This window comes from Spiroplasma sp. ChiS, from assembly GCF_002968355.1.
In the GTDB taxonomy this organism is placed as follows: domain Bacteria; phylum Bacillota_I; class Bacilli_A; order Mycoplasmatales; family Mycoplasmataceae; genus Spiroplasma; species Spiroplasma citri.
This window is the reverse complement of sequence record NZ_PUUH01000063.1, coordinates 1-21,853: the sequence shown is the minus strand read 5'-3', so window position 1 is coordinate 21,853 and position 21,853 is coordinate 1. Positions and strand designations below refer to the sequence as shown.

General features: G+C 28.0%; 23 protein-coding genes and 1 pseudogene. 22 read left to right on the top strand and 2 right to left on the bottom strand.

Annotation, left to right across the window (positions count from 1 at the left end):
• Together C6B38_RS02720 and C6B38_RS09725 are read right to left on the bottom strand one after the other, a co-directional pair.
• Positions 1-94, bottom strand: a pseudogene (locus tag C6B38_RS02720) (hypothetical protein); the annotation flags it as partial.
• 103 nt (positions 95-197) lie between these two features.
• Entirely contained in the window at positions 198-347 is a 150-nt protein-coding gene (locus tag C6B38_RS09725) for a hypothetical protein (protein ID WP_162475825.1), read from the bottom strand.
• Positions 348-359: 12 nt separating this feature from the next.
• Here C6B38_RS09725 and C6B38_RS02715 point away from each other — a divergent pair, with 12 nt between their 5' ends.
• The 22 genes from C6B38_RS02715 to C6B38_RS09720 all read left to right on the top strand — a co-directional run bounded on the left by C6B38_RS02715 (position 360) and on the right by C6B38_RS09720 (position 21,757).
• Positions 360-662: a hypothetical protein gene (locus C6B38_RS02715; protein ID WP_105298566.1), complete on the top strand. Its 303-nt coding sequence runs from the start codon at positions 360-362 to the stop codon at positions 660-662.
• Between the two features lie 102 nt (positions 663-764).
• A complete protein-coding gene (locus tag C6B38_RS02710; protein ID WP_105298565.1) occupies positions 765-986 on the top strand; it encodes an OB-fold domain-containing protein in 222 nt (73 codons plus the stop codon).
• Positions 973-1,173 carry a hypothetical protein gene (locus C6B38_RS02705; protein WP_105298564.1) on the top strand — a complete coding sequence of 67 codons (201 nt, stop codon included), beginning with the start codon at positions 973-975 and terminating at the stop codon, positions 1,171-1,173. Before C6B38_RS02710 ends, C6B38_RS02705 begins: the two co-directional genes overlap by 14 nt.
• Entirely contained in the window at positions 1,160-1,588 is a 429-nt protein-coding gene (locus tag C6B38_RS02700) for an AAA family ATPase (protein WP_105298563.1), read from the top strand. The genes C6B38_RS02705 and C6B38_RS02700 overlap by 14 nt, the downstream gene beginning before the upstream one ends.
• A gap of 99 nt (positions 1,589-1,687) precedes the next feature.
• Positions 1,688-2,014, top strand: coding sequence for a Holliday junction DNA helicase RuvB C-terminal domain-containing protein (locus tag C6B38_RS02695; RefSeq protein ID WP_162475824.1), 327 nt, complete (start codon positions 1,688-1,690; stop codon positions 2,012-2,014).
• A gap of 65 nt (positions 2,015-2,079) precedes the next feature.
• The gene (locus tag C6B38_RS02690) at positions 2,080-2,367 is read left to right on the top strand and encodes a hypothetical protein (protein ID WP_004029006.1); all 288 of its coding nucleotides are present in this window, start codon (positions 2,080-2,082) and stop codon (positions 2,365-2,367) included.
• A gap of 71 nt (positions 2,368-2,438) precedes the next feature.
• Positions 2,439-5,615, top strand: a complete 3,177-nt coding sequence (locus C6B38_RS02685; protein ID WP_233485493.1) for a protein translocase SecDF, variant type — start codon at positions 2,439-2,441, stop codon at positions 5,613-5,615.
• Positions 5,616-5,640: 25 nt separating this feature from the next.
• Positions 5,641-6,153 carry an adenine phosphoribosyltransferase gene (locus C6B38_RS02680; protein ID WP_004029008.1) on the top strand — a complete coding sequence of 171 codons (513 nt, stop codon included), beginning with the start codon at positions 5,641-5,643 and terminating at the stop codon, positions 6,151-6,153.
• Positions 6,154-6,204: 51 nt separating this feature from the next.
• Positions 6,205-8,454, top strand: a complete 2,250-nt coding sequence (locus C6B38_RS02675; RefSeq protein ID WP_105298560.1) for a RelA/SpoT family protein — start codon at positions 6,205-6,207, stop codon at positions 8,452-8,454.
• A 93-nt stretch (positions 8,455-8,547) separates the two neighbouring features.
• Positions 8,548-9,777, top strand: coding sequence for a motility-associated protein Scm1 (gene scm1 / locus C6B38_RS02670; protein WP_105298559.1), 1,230 nt, complete (start codon positions 8,548-8,550; stop codon positions 9,775-9,777).
• Positions 9,778-9,872: 95 nt separating this feature from the next.
• Positions 9,873-12,629, top strand: a complete 2,757-nt coding sequence (gene alaS / locus C6B38_RS02665; protein WP_105298558.1) for an alanine--tRNA ligase — start codon at positions 9,873-9,875, stop codon at positions 12,627-12,629.
• Entirely contained in the window at positions 12,622-13,041 is a 420-nt protein-coding gene (gene ruvX, locus C6B38_RS02660; protein ID WP_105298557.1) for a Holliday junction resolvase RuvX, read from the top strand. Before alaS ends, ruvX begins: the two co-directional genes overlap by 8 nt.
• A 129-nt stretch (positions 13,042-13,170) precedes the next feature.
• Positions 13,171-14,745 carry a hypothetical protein gene (locus C6B38_RS02655; protein WP_105298556.1) on the top strand — a complete coding sequence of 525 codons (1,575 nt, stop codon included), beginning with the start codon at positions 13,171-13,173 and terminating at the stop codon, positions 14,743-14,745.
• A 581-nt stretch (positions 14,746-15,326) separates the two neighbouring features.
• Positions 15,327-15,800, top strand: a complete 474-nt coding sequence (locus C6B38_RS02650; protein ID WP_105298555.1) for a hypothetical protein — start codon at positions 15,327-15,329, stop codon at positions 15,798-15,800.
• Positions 15,801-15,958: 158 nt separating this feature from the next.
• Positions 15,959-17,137, top strand: a complete 1,179-nt coding sequence (locus C6B38_RS02645; RefSeq protein WP_105298554.1) for a hypothetical protein — start codon at positions 15,959-15,961, stop codon at positions 17,135-17,137.
• Positions 17,103-17,609: a hypothetical protein gene (locus C6B38_RS02640; protein WP_105298553.1), complete on the top strand. Its 507-nt coding sequence runs from the start codon at positions 17,103-17,105 to the stop codon at positions 17,607-17,609. The genes C6B38_RS02645 and C6B38_RS02640 overlap by 35 nt, the downstream gene beginning before the upstream one ends.
• An 86-nt stretch (positions 17,610-17,695) precedes the next feature.
• Complete coding sequence (locus C6B38_RS02635) at positions 17,696-18,007, top strand: hypothetical protein (protein WP_105298552.1); 312 nt, start codon at positions 17,696-17,698, stop codon at positions 18,005-18,007.
• Between the two features lie 182 nt (positions 18,008-18,189).
• The gene (locus C6B38_RS02630; protein ID WP_105298551.1) at positions 18,190-18,855 is read left to right on the top strand and encodes a hypothetical protein; all 666 of its coding nucleotides are present in this window, start codon (positions 18,190-18,192) and stop codon (positions 18,853-18,855) included.
• Between the two features lie 13 nt (positions 18,856-18,868).
• Positions 18,869-19,249 (top strand): transcription antitermination factor NusB, encoded by a 381-nt coding sequence (locus C6B38_RS02625; RefSeq protein ID WP_004029018.1) that lies wholly within the window; start codon positions 18,869-18,871, stop codon positions 19,247-19,249.
• 111 nt (positions 19,250-19,360) lie between these two features.
• Complete coding sequence (locus C6B38_RS02620) at positions 19,361-19,798, top strand: ATP-binding cassette domain-containing protein (RefSeq protein ID WP_105298550.1); 438 nt, start codon at positions 19,361-19,363, stop codon at positions 19,796-19,798.
• A 185-nt stretch (positions 19,799-19,983) separates the two neighbouring features.
• Entirely contained in the window at positions 19,984-20,763 is a 780-nt protein-coding gene (locus C6B38_RS02615) for an ABC transporter permease (RefSeq protein WP_334199048.1), read from the top strand.
• 820 nt (positions 20,764-21,583) lie between these two features.
• Positions 21,584-21,757 (top strand): hypothetical protein, encoded by a 174-nt coding sequence (locus C6B38_RS09720; RefSeq protein WP_162475823.1) that lies wholly within the window; start codon positions 21,584-21,586, stop codon positions 21,755-21,757.
• The last annotated feature ends 96 nt before the right edge of the window (positions 21,758-21,853 follow it).

Below are 21,853 nucleotides of genomic sequence, written 5' to 3'. Positions count from 1 at the left end.
TTTGTTTAATTTTTTGATAAATTAATAAACCAAAATAAAGAAAAATTGCTAATACAATAACAACACTAAATATTGTCGTTAATCAAGTTGGCATATTACATCTCCTCTCTAAAAATATTGCGACACGCTTCGCGTGTTCGCTACGCTCAAAATAAACTATATTGAATAAATTACCGCTAATAAATTACGCGGATAATTTATTCATTTTCTTTTACATTATTAATTACTATCTTATTTACAGTATTAATAACAATATTTTTTCCATATTTAGTTACTAAGGACCGCAAAATAAAATAATGTTTTTTTTCAATAAAAAATCAACTCCTTTCTGAGTTGATTTGTTGCACTTCGATTACACGATGCCTATTAATTTGGGAACAAATTTAACAGATAATTCTGTTGATATTAAAAGTGATATCCCAAATAATATTTTAGAAGCTGTTTTAGCAAATTCAGCAATTCAAGGTAAGTTATCACCAAATCAATTAGCCTTGTTAGAAACGGTTAACACTGCTGATAGAAATTTAATTTTAAGAATCAATGATAGTGTTAATAAAACATCAGGTGAAACCTCTAATCTACAATTAGTTATTTTAGCGGATAAATCAAGCCTTTATAAAGAAACAACCCAATTTTCTTTAAAAGTAAAATGAACAGTATAACAACACTTAATTTTTAAACTCATTATTATTTATGAGTTTTTTTTATTTTTAAAAAGGATTTCCTGCAATTTGCAATTTAATTTAAGATAGTAGGAAGGTAAGATGTATGCTTCAATTTGTGGAACAGTTCAGGATATTAATGCAAATTTAATTTATTTAGAACATAATAATTATGGTTATGAAATTAATTTAGTTACAAATAAATTATTTGAGTTTAAAAAAGCAATGCAGATTAAATTATATACTTTTTTAATAGTAGAAGATTATTTTCAATGATATGGTTTTTTAGATTTAGCAACAAAAAAATTTTTTGTGATTTATTAGCAATACCAACAATTTCACAAAAAAATATAATAATTTACAAAACAAAGTTATTAATTGTTGAAAAACATTAGGTTATTCTTTAACAACTATTTATCAAACAATTAATGCAATTAAGCAACCACCAACGCAACTTGACCAATATTTAAAAATAGTTTTAACAGCAATAAGCAAAAATGCAGTCACTTAATTTTCGCCCCGATAATTTTGAAACATATATTGGTCAAGAAAACATTAAAATAAATTTAAAAATTATGATAGCAGCTAGTCAAAAACAACAATTACCTTTAAAACATATGCTCTTTATTGGCTGCAGTGGAATGGGAAAAACTTGTTTAATGCAAATTAAAACTTTTGATTTAGTTTTTATTGATGAAATTCATGCAATTAGTCAAGAAGTGAGTGAAACTTTATATCCAGTTCTAGAAGATAATTGTTTAAACTTAATTTTAGGAAAAGATTATAATACTAAAAATGTGACATTATCATTACCACCGTTTACTTTTTTAGCGGCGACAACTTTATTATATCAAATTCCGCAACCATTATTAAATCGTTTTACAACTGTTTTTTATTTTGAAGAATATAGTAATTTAGAAATTTAGCAAATTTTAAATAACTTATTTTTACAAGTTGGACTATCTTTAACAGTTAATGAATTAGAATTATTAACAAGTTATACTCGTAATAATCCCCGAACCACTTTGCTGTTATTTTATCGGATATATGACTATTTAGTTATTAGTTCTCGTTCAATTGATCTTGCCTTTTTAACTGAAATTTTAACTAATTTAAAAGTATTTCAAGATGGATTAGAATGAAATGAAGTTAATTATTTAAAACATATATATCATCTTTTTCAACAAAAACCATTTAGTTTAGGGACATTAGGTCAAATTTTAAATGAATCTCTTTTAACAATTACTAATAATTTGGAACCATTTTTATTAAAAAAAGGTTATTTATTGAAAACTCCACGAGGAGGGATGTTAACGTCTAAAACAATTCAATTTTTAAAAAATTTAACATAAATTGCTTAATTTTTTAAATAACTTAGTTATAATAATAGATAGAACTAAGGTAAGGTGTAAATCTAATGCAAAATTATCAAAAAGAACAACAGCAAATTGCTAATTATGTTTTAAAAATGATTAGTTTAAAAACAGTTGATTTAAAGTTATTAAATCGGAATATTACTGAACAGGATGTTATTAATTATTTATTAAAAATAATTTTAGTTGATAAAAAAATTATTGATGTTAGTGATGCTGCTTATTATATTTTTAATATTAAACTTAACCGGATAATTGAATTTATGAATAATCAAAAAATTACTGATCCAGATTTATCATTAGATGATTTTAAAGATATGTTTATTAAATAATAGTAATATTAGATAATAAATAGTGTACAATATATAAAGAAAAGTTGAAAAGTAGAATAGTGGTGTCAAGCGTGGGAAAGAAAGAAAAAGTTAAAATAATTAAAGAGTCAAAAAATAAAAAAGCAATAAGTCGGTTAATTATTCGAATAGGAACATTAATTGTTTTGATTATTGCTATGATTGTTGGTGCGTTTTTTTCCGGGGATAGTTTTCGTTATTCATATCGAACAGGAATTGTTTATTTAGGAGGATACCAAGCTCAAATTGATGTTTTTGCCAAAAGAGACCCTAATTATTCACTTGATACCCCAAATGGAGATAGCAAAAAAGGTTTAGAATTATTACGAAATAAATTAGATCCTTTATCAAACCAAAATTTATATTTACAAACATTAGGGCGTAATTCGGTTGATGTAATTGTTGGAAAAGATATGTTTAAATCTTATAGTGAATTAAGTAAAACAATTCAACGATTAGGAGCACTTTACTTAACTGATAGTAAGGGAAAAGATTTATTAATTAGTGATAATAATGGCACAAAAGAACGAACACCATTAAGCGATGTTATTTCTGGTTCAGTAACAGGAGTTGACCAAGCACGTCGACCAATTATTACATTAGAAATTAAAAATCAACAAAAGTGAGATAGCATTATTAATAGTTTAAAGCCATCAGAAGGTGGAGGGCAAGCACAACCACTATATATTTGAACTGATATTGGTCAAATGATTGATGATTTACGACATGATACTGATAATCTGCAAGCAATTGCAACTTTGTTTAGTGTTGATATTCGTAGTAAAGTTTCTTCAACTGATTGAACAAATATTTATCATATTTTTGATATGGAATATTATGACAATGGTACAGCACAAATTCAACCTGGGAATTTGTTAGACTTAGCATTAAGGTATCCAATTTCGCAAGTTAAAGAATGAATGGAAGATAGTCGTTTTCGGTTTACAACATTGCCGACAAATCGTTTATTAATTGATCCAAACGATAAAGCTGCAACAACAAATGCGTATATTGATCCATTACGACCATATTTACAAACAATTATTGAATATAATAGTGCTTTGACAGAAGCATATAAAAAATATGTTATTAATTGAAATTCAATTAAAATTGGAACTGGTGCTGTCGAAAATTCAAATCAAATTACAACATCAACAGAGACTGAAGCTCGTCAAATTAGTAACTTGATTAATGGGGGATTAAGTGGTTTAGAATTTACTATTCGTGGTTATCGTGAAATCCCACCTGTTGTTTCAACAAATGTGTTTAAAATCTCAATGATTATTTTAGGTGTTCTAGTTTTAGCCATTTTTATTGTATTATTAGTTTATTATCGTTTATTTGGTTTAATTGCCATATTAACCTTATTGTTTACAATTATTTCAACCTTGTATTTTTCATCTTTATTAAAGGTTGAAATTTCACCAGAAAGTATTGCAGCATTAATTATTGCTTTTGGATTATCGTTAGAAGGAAACTTGCTTTTCTTTTCACGGTACAAACGTGAGCGGTATGAAAATAATATGCCATTTGAGCCAGCAATGAAGATTGCCAATAAACAAACAATTGCTGTTTTTGTGGATGCTTTAGTTGTTTTAATCATATTAGGGTTATCACTATTTTGAACAGGAACTAATAATATTAAATCATTTGCCACAATTTTATTAGTTGGTTTAATTATTGCAATTATTATGGTTTTTGCCGTAGCGCGGTTAATGTATTGAATTGTCATTAAGTTATATTGACAAGAAAAATATCATTGATTAGATGTTTCACGATTTTCATTATGAACTTGATTGGTTAAAAAACAATCAAGAACCCTAGCTATGGATGTTAAGAAGGTGGATTCTTCAGCGACTGATCCTTCATCTAAGACCGAATTAAACGTTACTGCTAATGGTGAAACAGAATTAGCTGCTTCAACCCCAGCAGAAAATAAAAAACCTAAACAAATAAAACATGGAAAATGAACCTTTTATAATATTACAAAATGAACCCCAATTGTAGGAATAATTTTATTAATAATTGCTTTAGCAATCGGTTTTGCTGGAAAAGCAAATATTGCTAATTCAATTAAACCGGGAATTAATATTACAATTAATGAAGATTTATGAGGAACAGATGGCTCTAAGCAAGTTCCAGATGAAGTTGCAATTGCCAAGTTAAAAACTCAAATTGAAGAGTATCAACAAATAACACATCATAATTTTAGTTTCAATATTTATGTTATTAAACGACAAGATAGTGGAAACAGTAATCGTATTTTAGTTGTTAGTACGAATATTACCAAGGGAACTTTTGAACGTGATTTGTTATCAAGCATTGCTTCATTCTATGGTGCTAGCCCGAGTGATGCATCATTATCATTACAACAAACTGACCCAGTTATGGAAGGCTATATCTTAAAAATTGCGGCCATTAGCCTTGCAATTGGTTTAGCATGTATTTTTGTTTATACATTATTCCGATTAGATTGAGCACAGTTTGTTGGAATGGTGTTAGCTGCGATCTTTACGTTGGTTGTTACTATTGCTATTGCAATTATTACGCAGTTGTTAATTACCTTTGAAATGTCAATTGCTTTCTTAACAATTTTTGGTTTTGCAATTGCCTTTCAAACAATGGTGATGGTGCGAGCAAAACAAAATAAAAAAACAATTAATATCCGTGAGTATGAAACATTCTTTGCCTATATGTCAGAACATCGTGCTCAAATTAAACGTTTACGTCGTGCACATAAGGTTTATTATCAAGAGGAATTAAAAAAATTAGCAATAAAAAATCCAGATTTAAAATTAAAAGCGCTGAAAAAACAATACCGGGAACAATTACATCGGGTACAATTAGCAGCAAAAGATATTAAAAGTAAAAATCATAAAATAATTCGAGAAATTCGAAAAGAGTTTCGAGTTTATAATTATGAACATAACTTTTTACAAAAAGTTGCTAATGTTACAATTAAACAAATGTTACAACATTGTTTAACATTAGGAATTATGTTTACAATTTTATTAATTACTTTGGCAGTTTTTTCAGGAGCATGATTTGGTTTTAATGTTGTTATTTTAATTGGTTTAATTATTGGTATGTTTGCGACATTATTTGTTGCAATTCCAATTTGAGTAGCATTAGAAAAATATTGTGCCTTAAATAAAATCCGTGTTAAAAATTACTTAGATTCACAACGTGTTGAAGTTGATGAACAAGTTGTTGTTGGGATTAATGATTAATTAATCAAGAAAGAGATTTTTAAAAATGGATCTAAAAAAATTTATTGTTGATATTCCTAATTATCCAGAGCGAGGTGTTATTTTTCGTGATATTACTCCGTTGTTAAATAATGCCTTAGCTTTTACAACAGTGATTAATCAATTAGCAGCTTATGCTGTTGCCCAAAAAGCAACCGTAATTATTGCTCCTGAAGCACGTGGCTTTTTGTTTGGGCCAGCTGTTAGTTATGCTACCAATTTACGATTTATTCCTGTGCGAAAAGTAGGAAAATTACCACGACCAGTTATTAATGTAAAGTATAGTTACGAATATGCGGAAAATCAATTAGAAATTCATGCTGGAGATTTACAGCCAAGTGATCGTGTGTTAATTGTTGATGATGTTTTAGCATCGGGAGGAACAGCTCGGGCAATGTGTCAATTAGTTAACCAAGAGCAAGCAACAGTTGCTGGATTGGCATTTGTGATTGATTTAACATATTTAAATGGTAAAAAAGATTTAGATTCATATCCAATTAAAACCCTGATTGAATATTAATTCTAAACGCGATATAATTATAATTATTATAAGAAAAAGGGGTTGTTTATAATGGATCGAGATATTAAATACGAAGAAGTCTTAGCCCAAATTAAGTTGTATATTAAAGATGAAGCAACATTAAAAGAAATTCAAAAAGCATACGAGTATGCTGAAGAAAAACACCATGGGCAAGTTCGCAATAGCGGCGCAGCGTATATTATTCATCCATTATGAACAACCTTTTTTTTGGCACAGTGACGAATGGGACCAAAAACTTTAATTGCTGGGTTATTACATGATGTTTTAGAGGATAGTCCAGCCACATTTGAAGAATTGCAAGAATTGTTTGGGATTGAAATTGCTAATTTAGTTGAAGGGGTAACCAAAGTTAGTTATTTTGCGAAAGAAAATCGGACACAAATAAAAGCACAATACTTACGAAAGTTATATTTATCAATGGCGAAAGATATTCGGGTAATTATTGTCAAATTAGCTGATCGTTTACATAATTTAAAAACAATTGGTTATTTAAAACCAGAACGTCAACAAATTATTGCGCGAGAAAGTTTAGAAATTTATTCAGCAATTGCTCATCGTTTAGGAATGAAAGCTGTTAAACAAGAAATTGAAGATATTAGTTTTAAAATTATTAACCCCGTGCAATATAATAAAATTGTTTCATTATTAGAATCAAGTAATAAAGAACGAGAAAATACTATTAATCAAAAAATTGAAGAATTAAAACAAATTTTAATTACTGAAAAAAAGATGTCAGTAAAAGTGTATGGACGAAGTAAATCAATTTATTCAATTTATCGTAAAATGAATCAGTTTGGGAAAAACTTTGATGATATTCACGATATTTTAGCTGTCCGCATTATTACAAATAGTGTTGATGATTGTTACAAGGTATTAGGTTTTGTCCATCAGCATTATACTCCATTAAATAATCGTTTTAAAGATTATATTGCTACACCAAAACATAATTTATATCAATCTTTACATACGACAATTGTGGCTGATGATGGTCTTATTTTTGAAGTTCAAATTCGAACTGAAGAAATGGATGAATTAGCAGAACAAGGGGTGGCTGCTCATTGACGTTATAAAGAGGGCGAAAATTATGATATTGCGAAAAAACAAAAAGATATTGATGAGCGGTTAGATATTTTTAAACGTATTTTAGATTTAGAAAATATTTCAGTACAAGAACGAGATGAAATTCAACAAGAAGTTTATAAACCGGATCATTTAATGGAACAAATTATTCAAAATGATATTTTTTCTTCTTTAATTTATGTTTTAACGCCAAATGGGAAGGTTGTAACATTACCTTTTGGTTCGACTGTTCTTGACTTTGCTTATAAAATTCATTCTGAAATTGGTGAAAAAACAATTGGGGCAAAAATTAATGGTTTATTTTCACCAATTTCAACTGTTTTAAAATCAGGTGATGTGGTTGATATTAAAACAGCAGCAACCCAAAAGCCAAATCACTCATGACTAGTTGTGGCAAAAACATCATCTGCTTTACAAAAAATTAAGAAATATTTGAAAAAAGAATTAGTTGAAGTGACTAGTGATGCAAAATCAGTTAATTTAGAAAAAATTAAACAAACTAAGTCACAAATTGAAGAATATATTGCAAAAAAAGATTTAAAATGAAAGTTAGTTAATTCAGAAACACAATTAGAACGATTGCATGCGATTAATTTTAATAATATTGAAGATTTTTTGTTAGATGTTGCTAATGATGAATATACTTTAGAAGAAGCAATCAATTTAGTTTATTTAGATCATGAAACAAGTCAAAATGAAAAAATTTTAAAAAAATTACAAGATAAACAATATAAAAAAGCACAATTTAAAGATGATATTATTGTCCAAGGAATTTCAAGTATCAAAGTTGTTATTTCCCAATGTTGTTTGCCAATTCCATATGAAGACATTACCGGTTATGTTTCTAAAGCCGAAGGAATTAAAGTTCATTTAAAAACATGTCGTAATATTCAAAGTGGTGATAAGCAAGACCGACAAGTTGAAGTTAGTTGAAATGAAGCAGTTTGTAAAAATAAACAATATGATTGTGCCATTCGGATTGAGGCAATTGACCGACCAGCCTTGCTAGTTGATGTAACAAAAGTATTAAGTCATTTAAATGCATCGGTTCAAATGATGAGCGCCAATGTTTCTGGTGATTTAATGAATTTAACAATTAAAACAATTATTAAGGTTAGTAATGCTGATCGCTTGCAACAAATTCGGTCATCATTATTGACAATTCCGGACATTAAAGTGGTAGAACGAGTTATGATGTAATGTCTTAATCCCTTCAGAACAAATAAAAAATATCATCTTCCTTGTTTTCTTGGTATAATGTATTTATAATTATTTAGAAACATGGAGGAGACTATGACATTAAAGTCTTGACTAAAATTTAGTACTATATGATTTTTAGCAGTGATTGTAATTATTATTGCTGGGGCAGTTGTTCCAACATTAAATCAACAAGTAACAGCATTAAAACAAGAAATTATTAATTCATTAAGTGTTAAAGAATTAAACCCTAATCCATTAGAAACTTTACAGGGAGATAGTGCTTATAATATTTTAAATTTTTTATTATCATATGGTTCTTTTCAAGCAATTTTTAGTTTAAATGGATTTGCGCTTTTTAAATTTTGAGTAATTGATTTATATATTTTTGTTCCTATTTTTACATTAATTGCAGTTGGAACAGCAATTTTTGTAATTGTTTTATTAACAAATATAACAGCGGCACATTGAAAATGAAATATTCGTTTATTAGTTGGGAAATGAATGACAAGAATTGGTAGTTTGACATTGTATCTATCTTTATTTTTAGGATTATTTTTCATTGCCATTGCTGATGGTTTCGCTTTTGTCCTGCGTGAAAAACTTTGCTGATATAATTTAACTAATGGTCAAGGATTGGTAACTTGAATAAACAATGGACAATATCAACCAAATGTTTTTTCGATTTTCGGTTTAATAATTAATCAAGATGGCTTAAAAGCGTTTTTTGTTCAAGCACAAACGATTATGCAAGCAGGAGCCGTATTAATTATTTTTATGATGCCTCTTGCTGTTGCTAGTGTTGTGATTGGATTATCAATTCGTATTGCAATTGAATTATTATTACCATCATCAGCAGGTCATCGTGGTGGGTTTGTGACTACTTTTATGCAATGATTAGGATACATTAATATTTCTTCGCGCCGTGAACTTTGCCAACGCTTAGCAAGCAATATTGGCATGATTTTATTAATGATTGGTTTTATTGTTATTATGATTTTCCCTGCTTTCACATCAACAACGGGATATGTGACAGCTAACTGAATTATTTTACTAGTTGCAATAGTATTAATGATAATTAGTTTTATTCCACTTTATTTTATGTTATTTTGTTTAGCACGTTTACAAGAATTTTCATATAATTTATTAATGTTTGTTCAAATGCTAACATGGTTGGTAATTGGTTTACTTTGACAAACTTTAATGTGAACAATATTTAGACAATATTTTCAATATCCAGCCGTTGTGCCTGTAATTACGACTTTCTTTTTTGTTAATATTTTGTTAGTTTCGTTTTATTTATTGGTTCGAGGATATCGAAAATAGGTTTTTGGTAAGAACTTCTTTGAAATAAAAAAGTTTTTTTCATTTGGTATGCTATAATCCTATTAATTAATTATGAAAGAGAAGGGAATATTAAAATGACAAAATTTACAGCAAATGCAATTCGCAAAATGTGGTTAGATTTTTTTCGTAGTAAGGATCATTATGAATTACCTTCAGTATCATTGATTCCCGTTGATGATCCGTCATTATTATGAATTAATTCTGGAGTGGCAACATTAAAACCATATTTTGATGGGCGAAAAACGCCACCATCACCACGATTAACAAATTCACAAAAATCAATTCGAACTAATGATATTGAAAATGTTGGTTATACAGCACGTCATCATACTTTATTTGAAATGCTTGGTAATTTTTCATTTGGTGATTACTTTAAAAAAGAAGCAATTATGTATGCTTGAGAATTTTTAACTGATAAAAAATGAATTGGATTTGATCCTGCCAAATTATATGTCACAATTTATAAAGATGACCAAGAAGCTTATGAAATTTGACGCAATGTAATTGGTTTAAGTGATGAACGAATTATTAAAGGTGATAAAGATACTAATTTTTGAGAAATTGGAGTAGGGCCATGTGGACCTAATACCGAAATTTTTTATGACCGTGGGGAAAAATATGATCCTGAGCAGATAGGTTTAAAGTTATTACAAGATGATTTAGAAAATGACCGTTATTTGGAAGTTTGAAATATTGTTTTTTCACAATATAATAATAATGGCGATGGCACATATACTGACTTACCACGAAAAAACATTGATACTGGTGCTGGATTAGAGCGAATTGCTTCAATTATTCAAGAAACACCAACTAATTTTGAAACTGATTTATTTATGCCAATTATTAAAGCTGTTGAAAAATTAGTAAATGGAAAATATCATTATGATGAAACGGCATTGTTTAGCAATAATTCAGAACAATTAAAAATTAATACTGTATTTAAAGTGATTGCTGATCATATTCGGGCAGTTACTTTTGCAATTGTTGATGGAGCTTTTCCCGGGAATAAAGATCGTGGTTATGTTATTCGACGTTTAATTCGTCGTGCTAGTTTATACGGGAAAAAAATTGATTTAACAGAACCATTTTTATTCAAATTAGTGGGAACAGTAGTTAAAATTATGCAAGAATATTATTCTTATTTAGTTGAAAAACAACCAATTGTTGAACAAGCTGTGTTAGATGAAGAAAAAAAATTTTTAAAAACATTAGAACAGGGAAGTAAACTTTTCAATGAAGTTAAAACAAAATATGGAACGATTTCAAAAGAACATGCTTTTCGTTTATTTGAAAGTTATGGTTTTCCAATTGAATTAATTGAAGAAGAAGCACATGAAGTAGGAATTAATGTTGATCGTGCTGGTTTTGATAAATTATTAGAAAATGCAAAAACAATTTCACGTACTAATCGAAAAGATATTAAAGCAATTCATTTACAAAGCGAACTTTTTACAAAATTGGATGTTGCTAGTCAATTTGTTGGTTATGAATATGAACAAGTTAATAATACAGAAATTGTCTTTATGTTTGCTGATGATAAGCCAGTCACAAAATTAACTAATACAACAGGATATATAATTTTAAAAGAAACGCCATTTTATGCTGAAAAAGGTGGGCAAGCAGCTGATCACGGTTTAATTTTAAAAGATAAGACGACAGCTTATGTTCTAGATGTGCAACAAGGACCAAATAAACAACATTTACATTTTGTTAAAGTTGAAGGGACACTTGCGATTGGTGATTTGGTCAATGCTTCAATTGATAGTGATCGTCGTTTTTATACTCGGAAAAATCATTCAGGGACACATTTAATTTATGCTGCTTTACGAGAATTGTTGGGAAACCATGTTATGCAAACTGGTTCTTATAACGATGCTGAACGTTTACGTATTGATATTACTCATAATCAAGCAATTACACCAGCAGAAATTACAGCTGTGGAAGGTTCTGTTGCAAAGGCAATTAAGACAGCAATCCCTTGCGAAATAATTTATACTGATATGCAAACAGCATTAGATGTTCATCATGCGCTAGCTTTTTTTACAGAAAAATATGATGCTGAAGTTCGAATTGTTAAATTTGGAACTTATTCTTGTGAACTTTGTGGAGGAACCCATGTTGCTAATTCACAAGATGTTGAAGATTTACTAGTAACTGGTCTTGAATCAAAAGGAGCTGGAACATTTAGAATTCATGCGATTACTTCAAATAAAACAATTGCTAGTTATTTAAATGAGCAATTTTTAAAAGAAAAAACTGAGGCAATTAATTATTTTGATAAGTATAATCAAGGCAAGACTGCATTACTTGATCAAAGTTTAGAGCAAACTTGAGAACAAATTAGTAATCTAACTGTTTCAAAACCAAATTGAAAACAGTTAAAAGAATTAGTAGTACAATTTAAAGAATATTTTAAACGTTGACAAAAACAATATGATAATATTTTAATTCAACAATTTGTGAAACAATATAACACCTTTTTACCACAAGATAAAAATGGAATTAATGTTTTAACTCATCAATTTACAACAAAAGTTGATATTAATGCTTTAAAAGTGTTAATTGATGATTATAAAGCTCGATATAGAAACTTAATAATTTTCTTAGTTGATGTTAGTGATAAAACGCAAGCGACATTAATTGTTGGTGTTAGTGACGATTTACATGATCGTTATCAAGCTGGTAAAATTATTCAACAATTAAATCCACTACTGAATGGTAAAGGTGGCGGCAATAACAGTGTTGCTCAAAGTGGTTTTAACAATAAAGATACGACTGTTCTTGTTAAATTATTAACTAACCCTCTGAAATTTTTAAAACATCATGGCTAAGTATTATTTAGCAGTTGATGTTGGTAGTAAAACACTAGGCTTAGCGACAAGCCGGGGTTTGATTGCAACTGGTTATGGTGTTTATCGCTTTAAAGAAAATGATTTTTTACAAGCAGCACAATATTTGGCGGGGTTAATTACAACTGAACAATTTAGTGATATTATTGTTGGCTATCCAAAAAATATGAATAATACAATTGGACCCCGTGCTTTAATGGTTAGTAATTTTGTTAATTTATTAAAACCATTATTAGATGCAACGATAACAATTCACTTGGTTGATGAACGATTAACAACACATCAAGCTCATCAAATAATGTTAGAAGCAAATCTTTCCCGCCAGAAACGAAAACAAAAAAAAGATAGTTTAGCCGCACAATTAATTTTAGAAACATATTTACATCAAAAATAAAAGAGTTCTCTGCTTTTATTTTTTTAATGCTTAATTATACAAGTATTAATATCAAAAGCAAGAAAAAAATGATATAATTTTAAAGAAAAAATTTATTGACGGTTATAATTTAAAATTTGAGGTAAAATGATGGCTAGTAAGAAATTGAATGAAACAAAACAATTACAAGAAGTTAATAATAATTTAAAAATAAATGTTAATGAAACAATGCTTGTTAAAATGCTAACTAAGTCTTGAAAAAAATCAGAACCATATTTAAAGTTAATGGAAGAATATCAAAATTTAAATTCAAATAGTTCAATTGATTGAAATCAACGTTATGAAAAAGAATATGAAAAATTTGTTAAATTATTATTAGGAGAAAATGCACAATTTAAAAAAATCCCAGGTAAGAAGTCATCATTATTTAAAAAAGAATTGACAAAAAATGCAAGCAGTAACAAGAAAACTATGGGATTAAATCCTAGTCAGTTAAAATTATTGGCAAAACGAAAATTATCGCGAGTTGAAGATTTATTTCCATCGCGAGTTGTCCGTGGTTATCAAGCATCACAAGCAACAATTGAATCAGAGTTAAAGGAACCACGTCAAACTTTTTTAAATAATAATCAATCTGTCTTAGCAAATTTGACAACTGAGCAAGTTGCTAAGAATGAAAAACTAGCATTAGATGAAAATATAAATCCTGTGAAAGTGTCTTCTTCATCAGAAGAATATGAAAATATTATTAGTAAGTTAAATCCAAATCAACAGCGATTAATTCGACAACGGAACGAACATTATGGCCGATTTCAAAGTCAAACGCAAGGTTCAAAAAATAATAGTTTAAACGAAGAAACGATTGAATCATTAAAAGGATTTAATGCACAAGTTAAGGAACATGCAAATAATTGAAGATTAAATCAAAATCAATTACAGTTGTTATCACGTCGAGATAATACTAAGCATGATGTCCATCCATATCTGAACCGAGCACGCGAAGGCTATCATCCAGAAGAAGATTATTCTTTATCACGGGATCTTAAACCACGGTCATTAGATGAAATTAAAGACCAAATGAATTTAAGCAAAAATCAATTAGAATTATTATCACGTCGGAATTTACATCCTTCAGAGTGAAAACAGTATATGCATCAAATAACACACAAAAAAGAGAAAGATGAAACAACGATTGAGATTAATCCGGAACATGTTATTAAAAAACGTGATCAAATGGTCAAAGAATCATTATCCCGTAGTTTAGGAAAAACTAAGAAACAAATTGGTGGCAAATATATTCGTAATTTTATAAAAGAAGAACCAAAACGAAAACCAATTTTTAAAACTGATCTTTATTTAGATATTGATATTACTAGACAGATTAATCCATTAATGGTGAAACCATCAAAAAAAATTAAACCAAAGTTATTAGCAGGAAAAAATAAAGCAATTATCCCAAATTTAACTTTTCCAAATATAATCAGTAGCAAGCAAGAACAACCACTCTTAAATGGAGCTAGTCAAAATAGTGTGCCAACTAAAATAACAGTTGTCAAAAATAATAATAAATCATTAACTGAACAAAAGCGAAAAATTAACAATGAATATATTTCAACTGTTGATCCTAAAAAGCGTCCTAATTTAAAAAAGTTAAAATATGGTAATGATTATGAAAAGAATAATACTAACGTTTCTAATTTGAAAACGGTAAAAAAAACAATCTAATTTGGTATCAGAAAGAAATGATCAAACATTTATTTCTAGTAAAAGAAAAGAACCAAACTTAACTTTGTATACACGGAAAGAATTAAAAGATTATCAAATTAATTACGCTGGTCCGCCAAAAAAACTGATTTAACAGTTGATTCAGCAGAAAATCAATATACTTATGCAGGATATCATCCTCGCGAAATTCGTGAAATTCATCGTCGCCAATTAGAACAACTCCATCAGCGTTTATTAAAAGAAAAATTAATACAAAAAAATATGCGGAAAGAACGACGTTACCAAAAAAAACTTAATAATAAAAAAGTAAAACCCAAACGATTACCATAAATTTTAATTGAAAAATATCGTACTAAAGGAAAAAAAGGTTGTTGACGGCTTTTTAGTTGAAAGAACTAATAATGAAGAGAATGAAACAACAAATAGTAACGATAAAGTGGTGAGGAATTAACAATGGGTAATAAAAAAATATCAACAGCCGACTTAATTCGTAAATATTTTGATGAAGTGGTTAGCTCAAGTGGAATTGACCCTCAGAAAAGACCTGATGTTGCTTTACAATGAGCACGATAGAAAGAATTATGAGCGCAAGAAGTAGATGCTATTGTTCAAAAACAATTAAATTATTACAAGCATTAGCAAATAATAATAAAAACCAATTGCAACAAGCACAACGTCAACAAGAGTTAGCACTTCGTGATTTACAACAAATTAGATTAAATGAATTAAAAAAACGAGAAGAATATTTAGCAACATTATCAAAACCAGTTAAATTACCAAAGATAAATAAAAAAATATTAAATAGTGAGGTTGTTGGGTTAGAATTACAAGTAAAACCAATTTTTAAAAATAGAAATGACATTAATAATATTTCATCAACAGAAGATAACTACGGTACTATTTTTATGCGAGAAATTGGTCAAGCATTGTTATATGAATATAATATGTATCATCAACTACCAAAACAAGAATCTTCGCCGCTATCAACCGAAAAATCAATAAAAAGTAAAAGACAGCGTGATTTTCATAAAAAAGGCCCAAAATCACGCTGATAATCCTTAAATTAAATAAAAAAGGTATATCATTATAAATAATTTATTATAAAAAGCAAAGTTTTTAGCAAAAAAAAAAAAAAAATTAAAAAAGTGCAAAAATTTTATATAATATAGATAGGTATCAAAAAACGAGAAAATAGAAAAAAGAGGAATAGAAAATGGCAAAAGAAAAAGACTCAGAATCTGTCGTAACTTCTCGTGTCAATTATGGAAACATTATTGATTCTGATCGAGATACAACAGAACTAATGGATAAAAAATTAACGCCAGCAACAATTAAGGTTTTATTAGGGCAATTAGATGAAAATAGTGCCAAATACCAAATGTTAAAACAAAAATATGTTAATAAAGTTGTTGGAACCAAAAAAACAGGTATCATTCGTTTAAAGGATAAAAAAAGAAATACTTGAGAAGAGCAAAGAGCTAAAAGTAAATTTATTGATTATAGTTATCGAATTGAAAAAGAAATTCCTGTTTTGCAAAGATTAAAAAATAATAAAGCAAAACAAGCAGCTAGTAAGAAAGTAGGGGCAAAATCAAAATCTTTCTTACCACAATCTTCACCAATAATGTCATTATCAGAAGAAATAACAACTATTACTAAGCAAACGAGTATGCCAAAGAAAATGTCTGTTAAAAATTCCAATTCTAAAACAGAAAATTTAATGAAACCACCATCAAAAGATAGTGAGCACATTAAAGACCAGTTTACTACTTTCTCAACCTGAAATCATTTTGATGCTAATCAGGTTAAAAATAAATTAGAATTATCAAATTCTTTCGAAGATGAACCAAAAACAATTATTCGTCGAAAAGAAATAGAAGAAGTAACAACAATTCGTCGTGATTTACGACCAATCTTGGCGCAACAAATTTCTCAAATTAAACGAAATGGTTTATCAATTGTTGACTTTGTTGTTGACCCAAATGATAAAATTGAAATTGAAAAAGGAGATGAAGAAATTCTTGTTCGTTTAATTAAACAATCACCAGTTGAAATTAGTTTAAATGAATTTGCTGAAAGAGATACTGCTCCACCAAAACCAAAACCAGTTAAAATAATTCGAACAGCAGAAGAGCCATTATCAATTGAAGAACGATTAATTTTACGGTTAGAAAATAAAAGTCGCTTTCATAATAAATTAACTGATGCCGAGCAAACCCAATTAGAACAGTTAAAAACAACTTTTGCAGCAAAACTAAACTATAAACAAATAAAAAAAAATCGGAAAACTGCAAAAGCAAAGAAAGCTATTAATAATCAGTCAAACCAAGTAACCATTGATGAGCAAGAATTATTGTTTGATAAAGATCTTTATAAAAAAAACAAATTATAATCATCGTTATGATGAAACAAAACGACCAAATATTGAAGAATGATTAGTTTATGATCAAAAAATGACGAAATATTTATTTGAAGTTCGCCGCCAATATGAACAAGGATATAACCGGCAAATTTCTCAAGAATTAGCTGATTTTAATCGGGCTATTAATTTATCACGAGCAATTAAAGCTAATGATGAAGAATTAAACGATGCAATTTTAAAAAACCGTAGTGAATCAATTTCTTTTTTACGCAAGCATGTTATGCTATTAAACCAAAAGCAATATGCTGAAATTAAATTGCTAAATAAACAAGTTATTAAATATAAAAATACGAAAGAAAACCTTGAAGAGTTTATTAAACGACAAAAGGAATTCCGACGGTTATTAAGAATTCGTGATGAAGTTAAAAAAAATCGACAAGCTTTAATTGAATTATTACGAGTGCAAGCAAAACTAATGCAAGACGCACGTAGTAGAAAATAGTGTATTAATTATTAATTATTAATTATCACCTCGTTAAATATCAACCAAATATTTATAAACCTTAAGGAGATAGGAGGTAGCGAGAAATGATAAGAGATATAAAAACAGGACATCTTTATTTTTTACGAAATGGAAAAATCATTTGTATTGATCGGATGGATCCTAATGAAATGTTTTTTGCAGGTAATCTACAAGATAAGAATCATTTTCTTAGCTATAATGTTTATACTGAAGATAATGTTACAGAAGCATGTAATAAAAAGGAATATATTTTATTAAGAAATGCTAAATTACATGGAAAATTGCTTTATTTACATGCAAAAGAAATTAGATTTTTGAAGTTGGCAGAAATTAAAGCCCAATTATTAGCAGATGGGATTCATGTTCGGGTACAATAAAAAATCTTTGATTATCAAGAAGCTTTAGCACGTCGATATAATGAAGAATTAGTTGAAAAATTAACAGCAGAAGATGAAATTCAATATCGATATGCGCATCAAAAACGAACTAATCATTTTTGACATCATAAGAAACCCTAGGTTTCTTTTTTACTTACTTAATTAAAGAAAGGAAAAATAAAATGTTAACATTTAAAAAGCGACGTTATTTAACTAAAATTCGGTATGAACTTGGTTTGCCACCATTGCATTGAAAACAAGAGTTACGTCCTGAACAATATCAGTTATTTGATAAAATTATTGAACGATATGTTCGTACCGTTAATTATATGTGATATTTTAAAAATGTTGCTTTTTATGATGATTTTAGTCGCATTACATATTATTTTCCGCGCTTAATTTTAACGCGAAAAAATCTTTACTTTTTAAAAATCAGAACATTATCTGAACCAGTAACAACAACATTAACAACTCCCGTTTGGGAACAAAGTAAAGGTTTAATTACTTCGCCAATTGTAACGCAACAATTTATGATTAATCGAATGATTAAATTACTTGATGCAAAACAATTTTTACGTACTGCCACAATTAATTTAGTTATTATTAATAGCAAAGAACCATTTAGTGTTACTGATTTAGTGCCTTATAATAATATTCAAATAATTAGCCAACAAGAAATGCATTGAAGTGATATAATAAAACATATTGAAAAAAACGATGATTTAACAGTTGATCTTTTTGCCGATGAAGCAATTTTAATGTTACATCATTTATTAAGTGACCATAGTCATCGTCATAATTACCGGTTACAAAAGAGTAGTTTATTTTGTTTATATCATTATATTTAAAGGAGTATGTCACGTGTCAAAACGCCAAGAACGCATTAATATTATTAATTTGTTATATCGTCACTTTGTTTTACAGCATGATGTTTTAACAACAAAACAAGAAGCATATGATTTTTCACAAATGGTAACAACTTCTGTGGAAACAAATCAAGTTGAGGAAATATTAGCAAATCTGTCAGATATTATTGCAAAGATTAATCAACATTTAAAACCAGGATGAGACTTTGTTCGCTTAAGCAATTATCATAAAGCCGTTTTAGTATATGGAGTTTATGAAATTTGTTATCAGCACTTAGCAAAAGCAATTGTCATTAATGAAAGTTTAGAAATTTTAAAATTATATGGCGAAGATGTTGATTTTAGTTATATTAATTCAGTTTTAGATCAAGTTTAATTGCTGAAATGCAAGGATTAATATATACTTTTTTTTATTTTTTTTGGTAAAACATTCTAAGCGTATTTATTAATTAAAACTGAATAAATATAGCTAGAAAAGGGGTAATCTATGAAACAAGTAGTTATAAAGGAACGCAAAGCAATTGATGCAACGAAACCATTAGTGGAAGTAGTTGATATTACAAAAAAATATAAAAATAAAATTGCTTTGAATAACGTTAATTTAGTGATTAATCCAGGTGATCGGATTGGAGTAATTGGAGCCAACGGAAGTGGTAAATCAACGTTAAGTGAAATTATTGGTGGAATTCGACAACCAACAACTGGTAAAGTTTATCGGCAAGAAAATTTAACAATAGGGTTACAGTTCCAAGAATCAAAATATCCAATTGGGATTTCAGTAATGGATATGATTAAATACTATTTAAATACATTTAATATTCCAATGAAAGATGGGCATTTGCGGGAATTGTTACGAACATATCAATTAATTGGAATGGAAAATAAATTTGCTGAAGGTCTTTCTGTTGGCAACAAGAACGATTAAATATTTTATTATCAGTAATCCATGACCCAGACTTAGTTATTTTAGATGAAATTTCGACTGGATTAGATATTGAAGTCCGATCAGAAATTTTTCATTTTTTACAAGAAAACATTGTTGATAAAGGGAAAGCGATGTTTTTAGTAACCCATATGATGAGTGAAGTTTAAGAGTTTTGTGAAAAATATATTTATGTTCACAATGGTCAAATTAAAGAAGATGGTCAAGTCAAAGACATTGACAAAGGATTTTTTGTTCCATTCTTTTTAATTGTTTATCCGATTTTATTATTATTTTTAAATCGATTTGCTTTTAAACAATTAAATAACAATCCAGGGCAAAATATTCATACCTTAGTCGGTTCAATAGCAATGGTTCAATCAATGTCAGTTGGAATCTTTATTATTCCACAAACGATTTTAGAATTTAAGAATAGTGTTTTAATGAAACGAATTGGAGCCACAAATATTAAACCAGTCTTTTTTGTTTTTTCAGTAATGATTGTTGGAATGATTTTTATTGTGTTATCGTTCTTATGAACATTATTATGAGCAGGCATTTTATTTGGATCAACATTTGGTTGAAAAGAAATTGCTGCACCAAATAATTTTGTTGCTGCAATTCCGTTTGTTATCTTGGTGTTTATTTCAACAATTGCATTAGGATTAATGTTAGCATCAATTTTTAAATCAATAACATCATTTATTGCAGGGTCAAATGTTATTTTCATGCCAATTGCTTTTCTAAGTGGATCTTTTATTCCATCCGAGTTAATTAATAGTAGCGACGTGTTAAAATATGTTACTTATATTAATCCGTTTAAATATACAATGGATTGATTTTTAAAAGCATGAAGTGGACAAAACTTTGTTTTTACACCAACATATGGTATATATCTAGAGATTTCTCTTGCTTTAATTGGAACATATGTTAGTGTTGCTGGATGAAAATTACGTTGACAAGCATAAAACTTTTTTAAATAAAAATCTTTCAATTTTGAAAGATTTTTATTTTTTAATTTACATATTTAATTAAATTTTTCCTAAAAACTTAAATAAGTTTAAATTCTATTTTTTGTAAGAAAAATCATTTGCTGTCATTGTCATAACCACTGTTCTCCTTAGTAGGGTTTGGGTGAATTCAGAAATTATACGCTCAACTGTGGTAACCAAAGTTTATTTTACTATCTGGGTATGTATCAAAATATTTTTTTCCATTATCAAAGATTTTTGATTTTTAATAAAATTAGTAGTTGAAGTAGGATTATATGCTCTTAGGGAATAAAAAATTAGTAGTTGAAGTAGGATTATATGCTCTTAGGGAATAATCCCAAGGTGTTGAATTTTGTAATGAGCTTTGATAAGTATTAAGAAGAATTTTGAATATGTCTCAATAATAAATATCTTCAAATCATTCTGTTTTTCCGCGCATTTAATCATAATATTGATTTTTTCCATTTTTAGTTTCTCCAATCTAATATTTAACGATTGATTTATTAATATAACTAACTGAAACAAAACAAGGACAACACCTTTACTAAGTAGATATATGAATTATTTACTAATTTCTTAATTTAATATGGTTTTTTCTGAAAGGAAACAACTTTTTTATTATTTTAAAAATTATAAATATTTAAAGATGCTGTCCTTGTTTTGAATCAATTAGTTATTTTAGGTTTTTTCAAATAAAAAAACCATTTTAGTAAATGGTTTAATTATTCTTATTTAATTTCTTTATATTTTTATACCCCAATCTTTTTTATGCAGTCAAAAAAGGATGGTAATAAAAATGAAAAAGAAAAAGACTAAGTTATTTTTTCTACGATTAGCATATTGAATAGTTCACGGTTTAACATTGGGATTACCAATTTTATTCACTGAAATTAATAAACTAATGCTAAAATTAAAAGAAAAAATTAATAATGAATGTATTTTGTTAGATAAAATTAAAAGAAAAAATTAATAATGAATGTATTTTGTTAGATGAAAATAAAGAAGATAATATTAATGACATAATTAAAAAAGATGATGAAAAAGAAAATTAAATAAATTAAAAAAA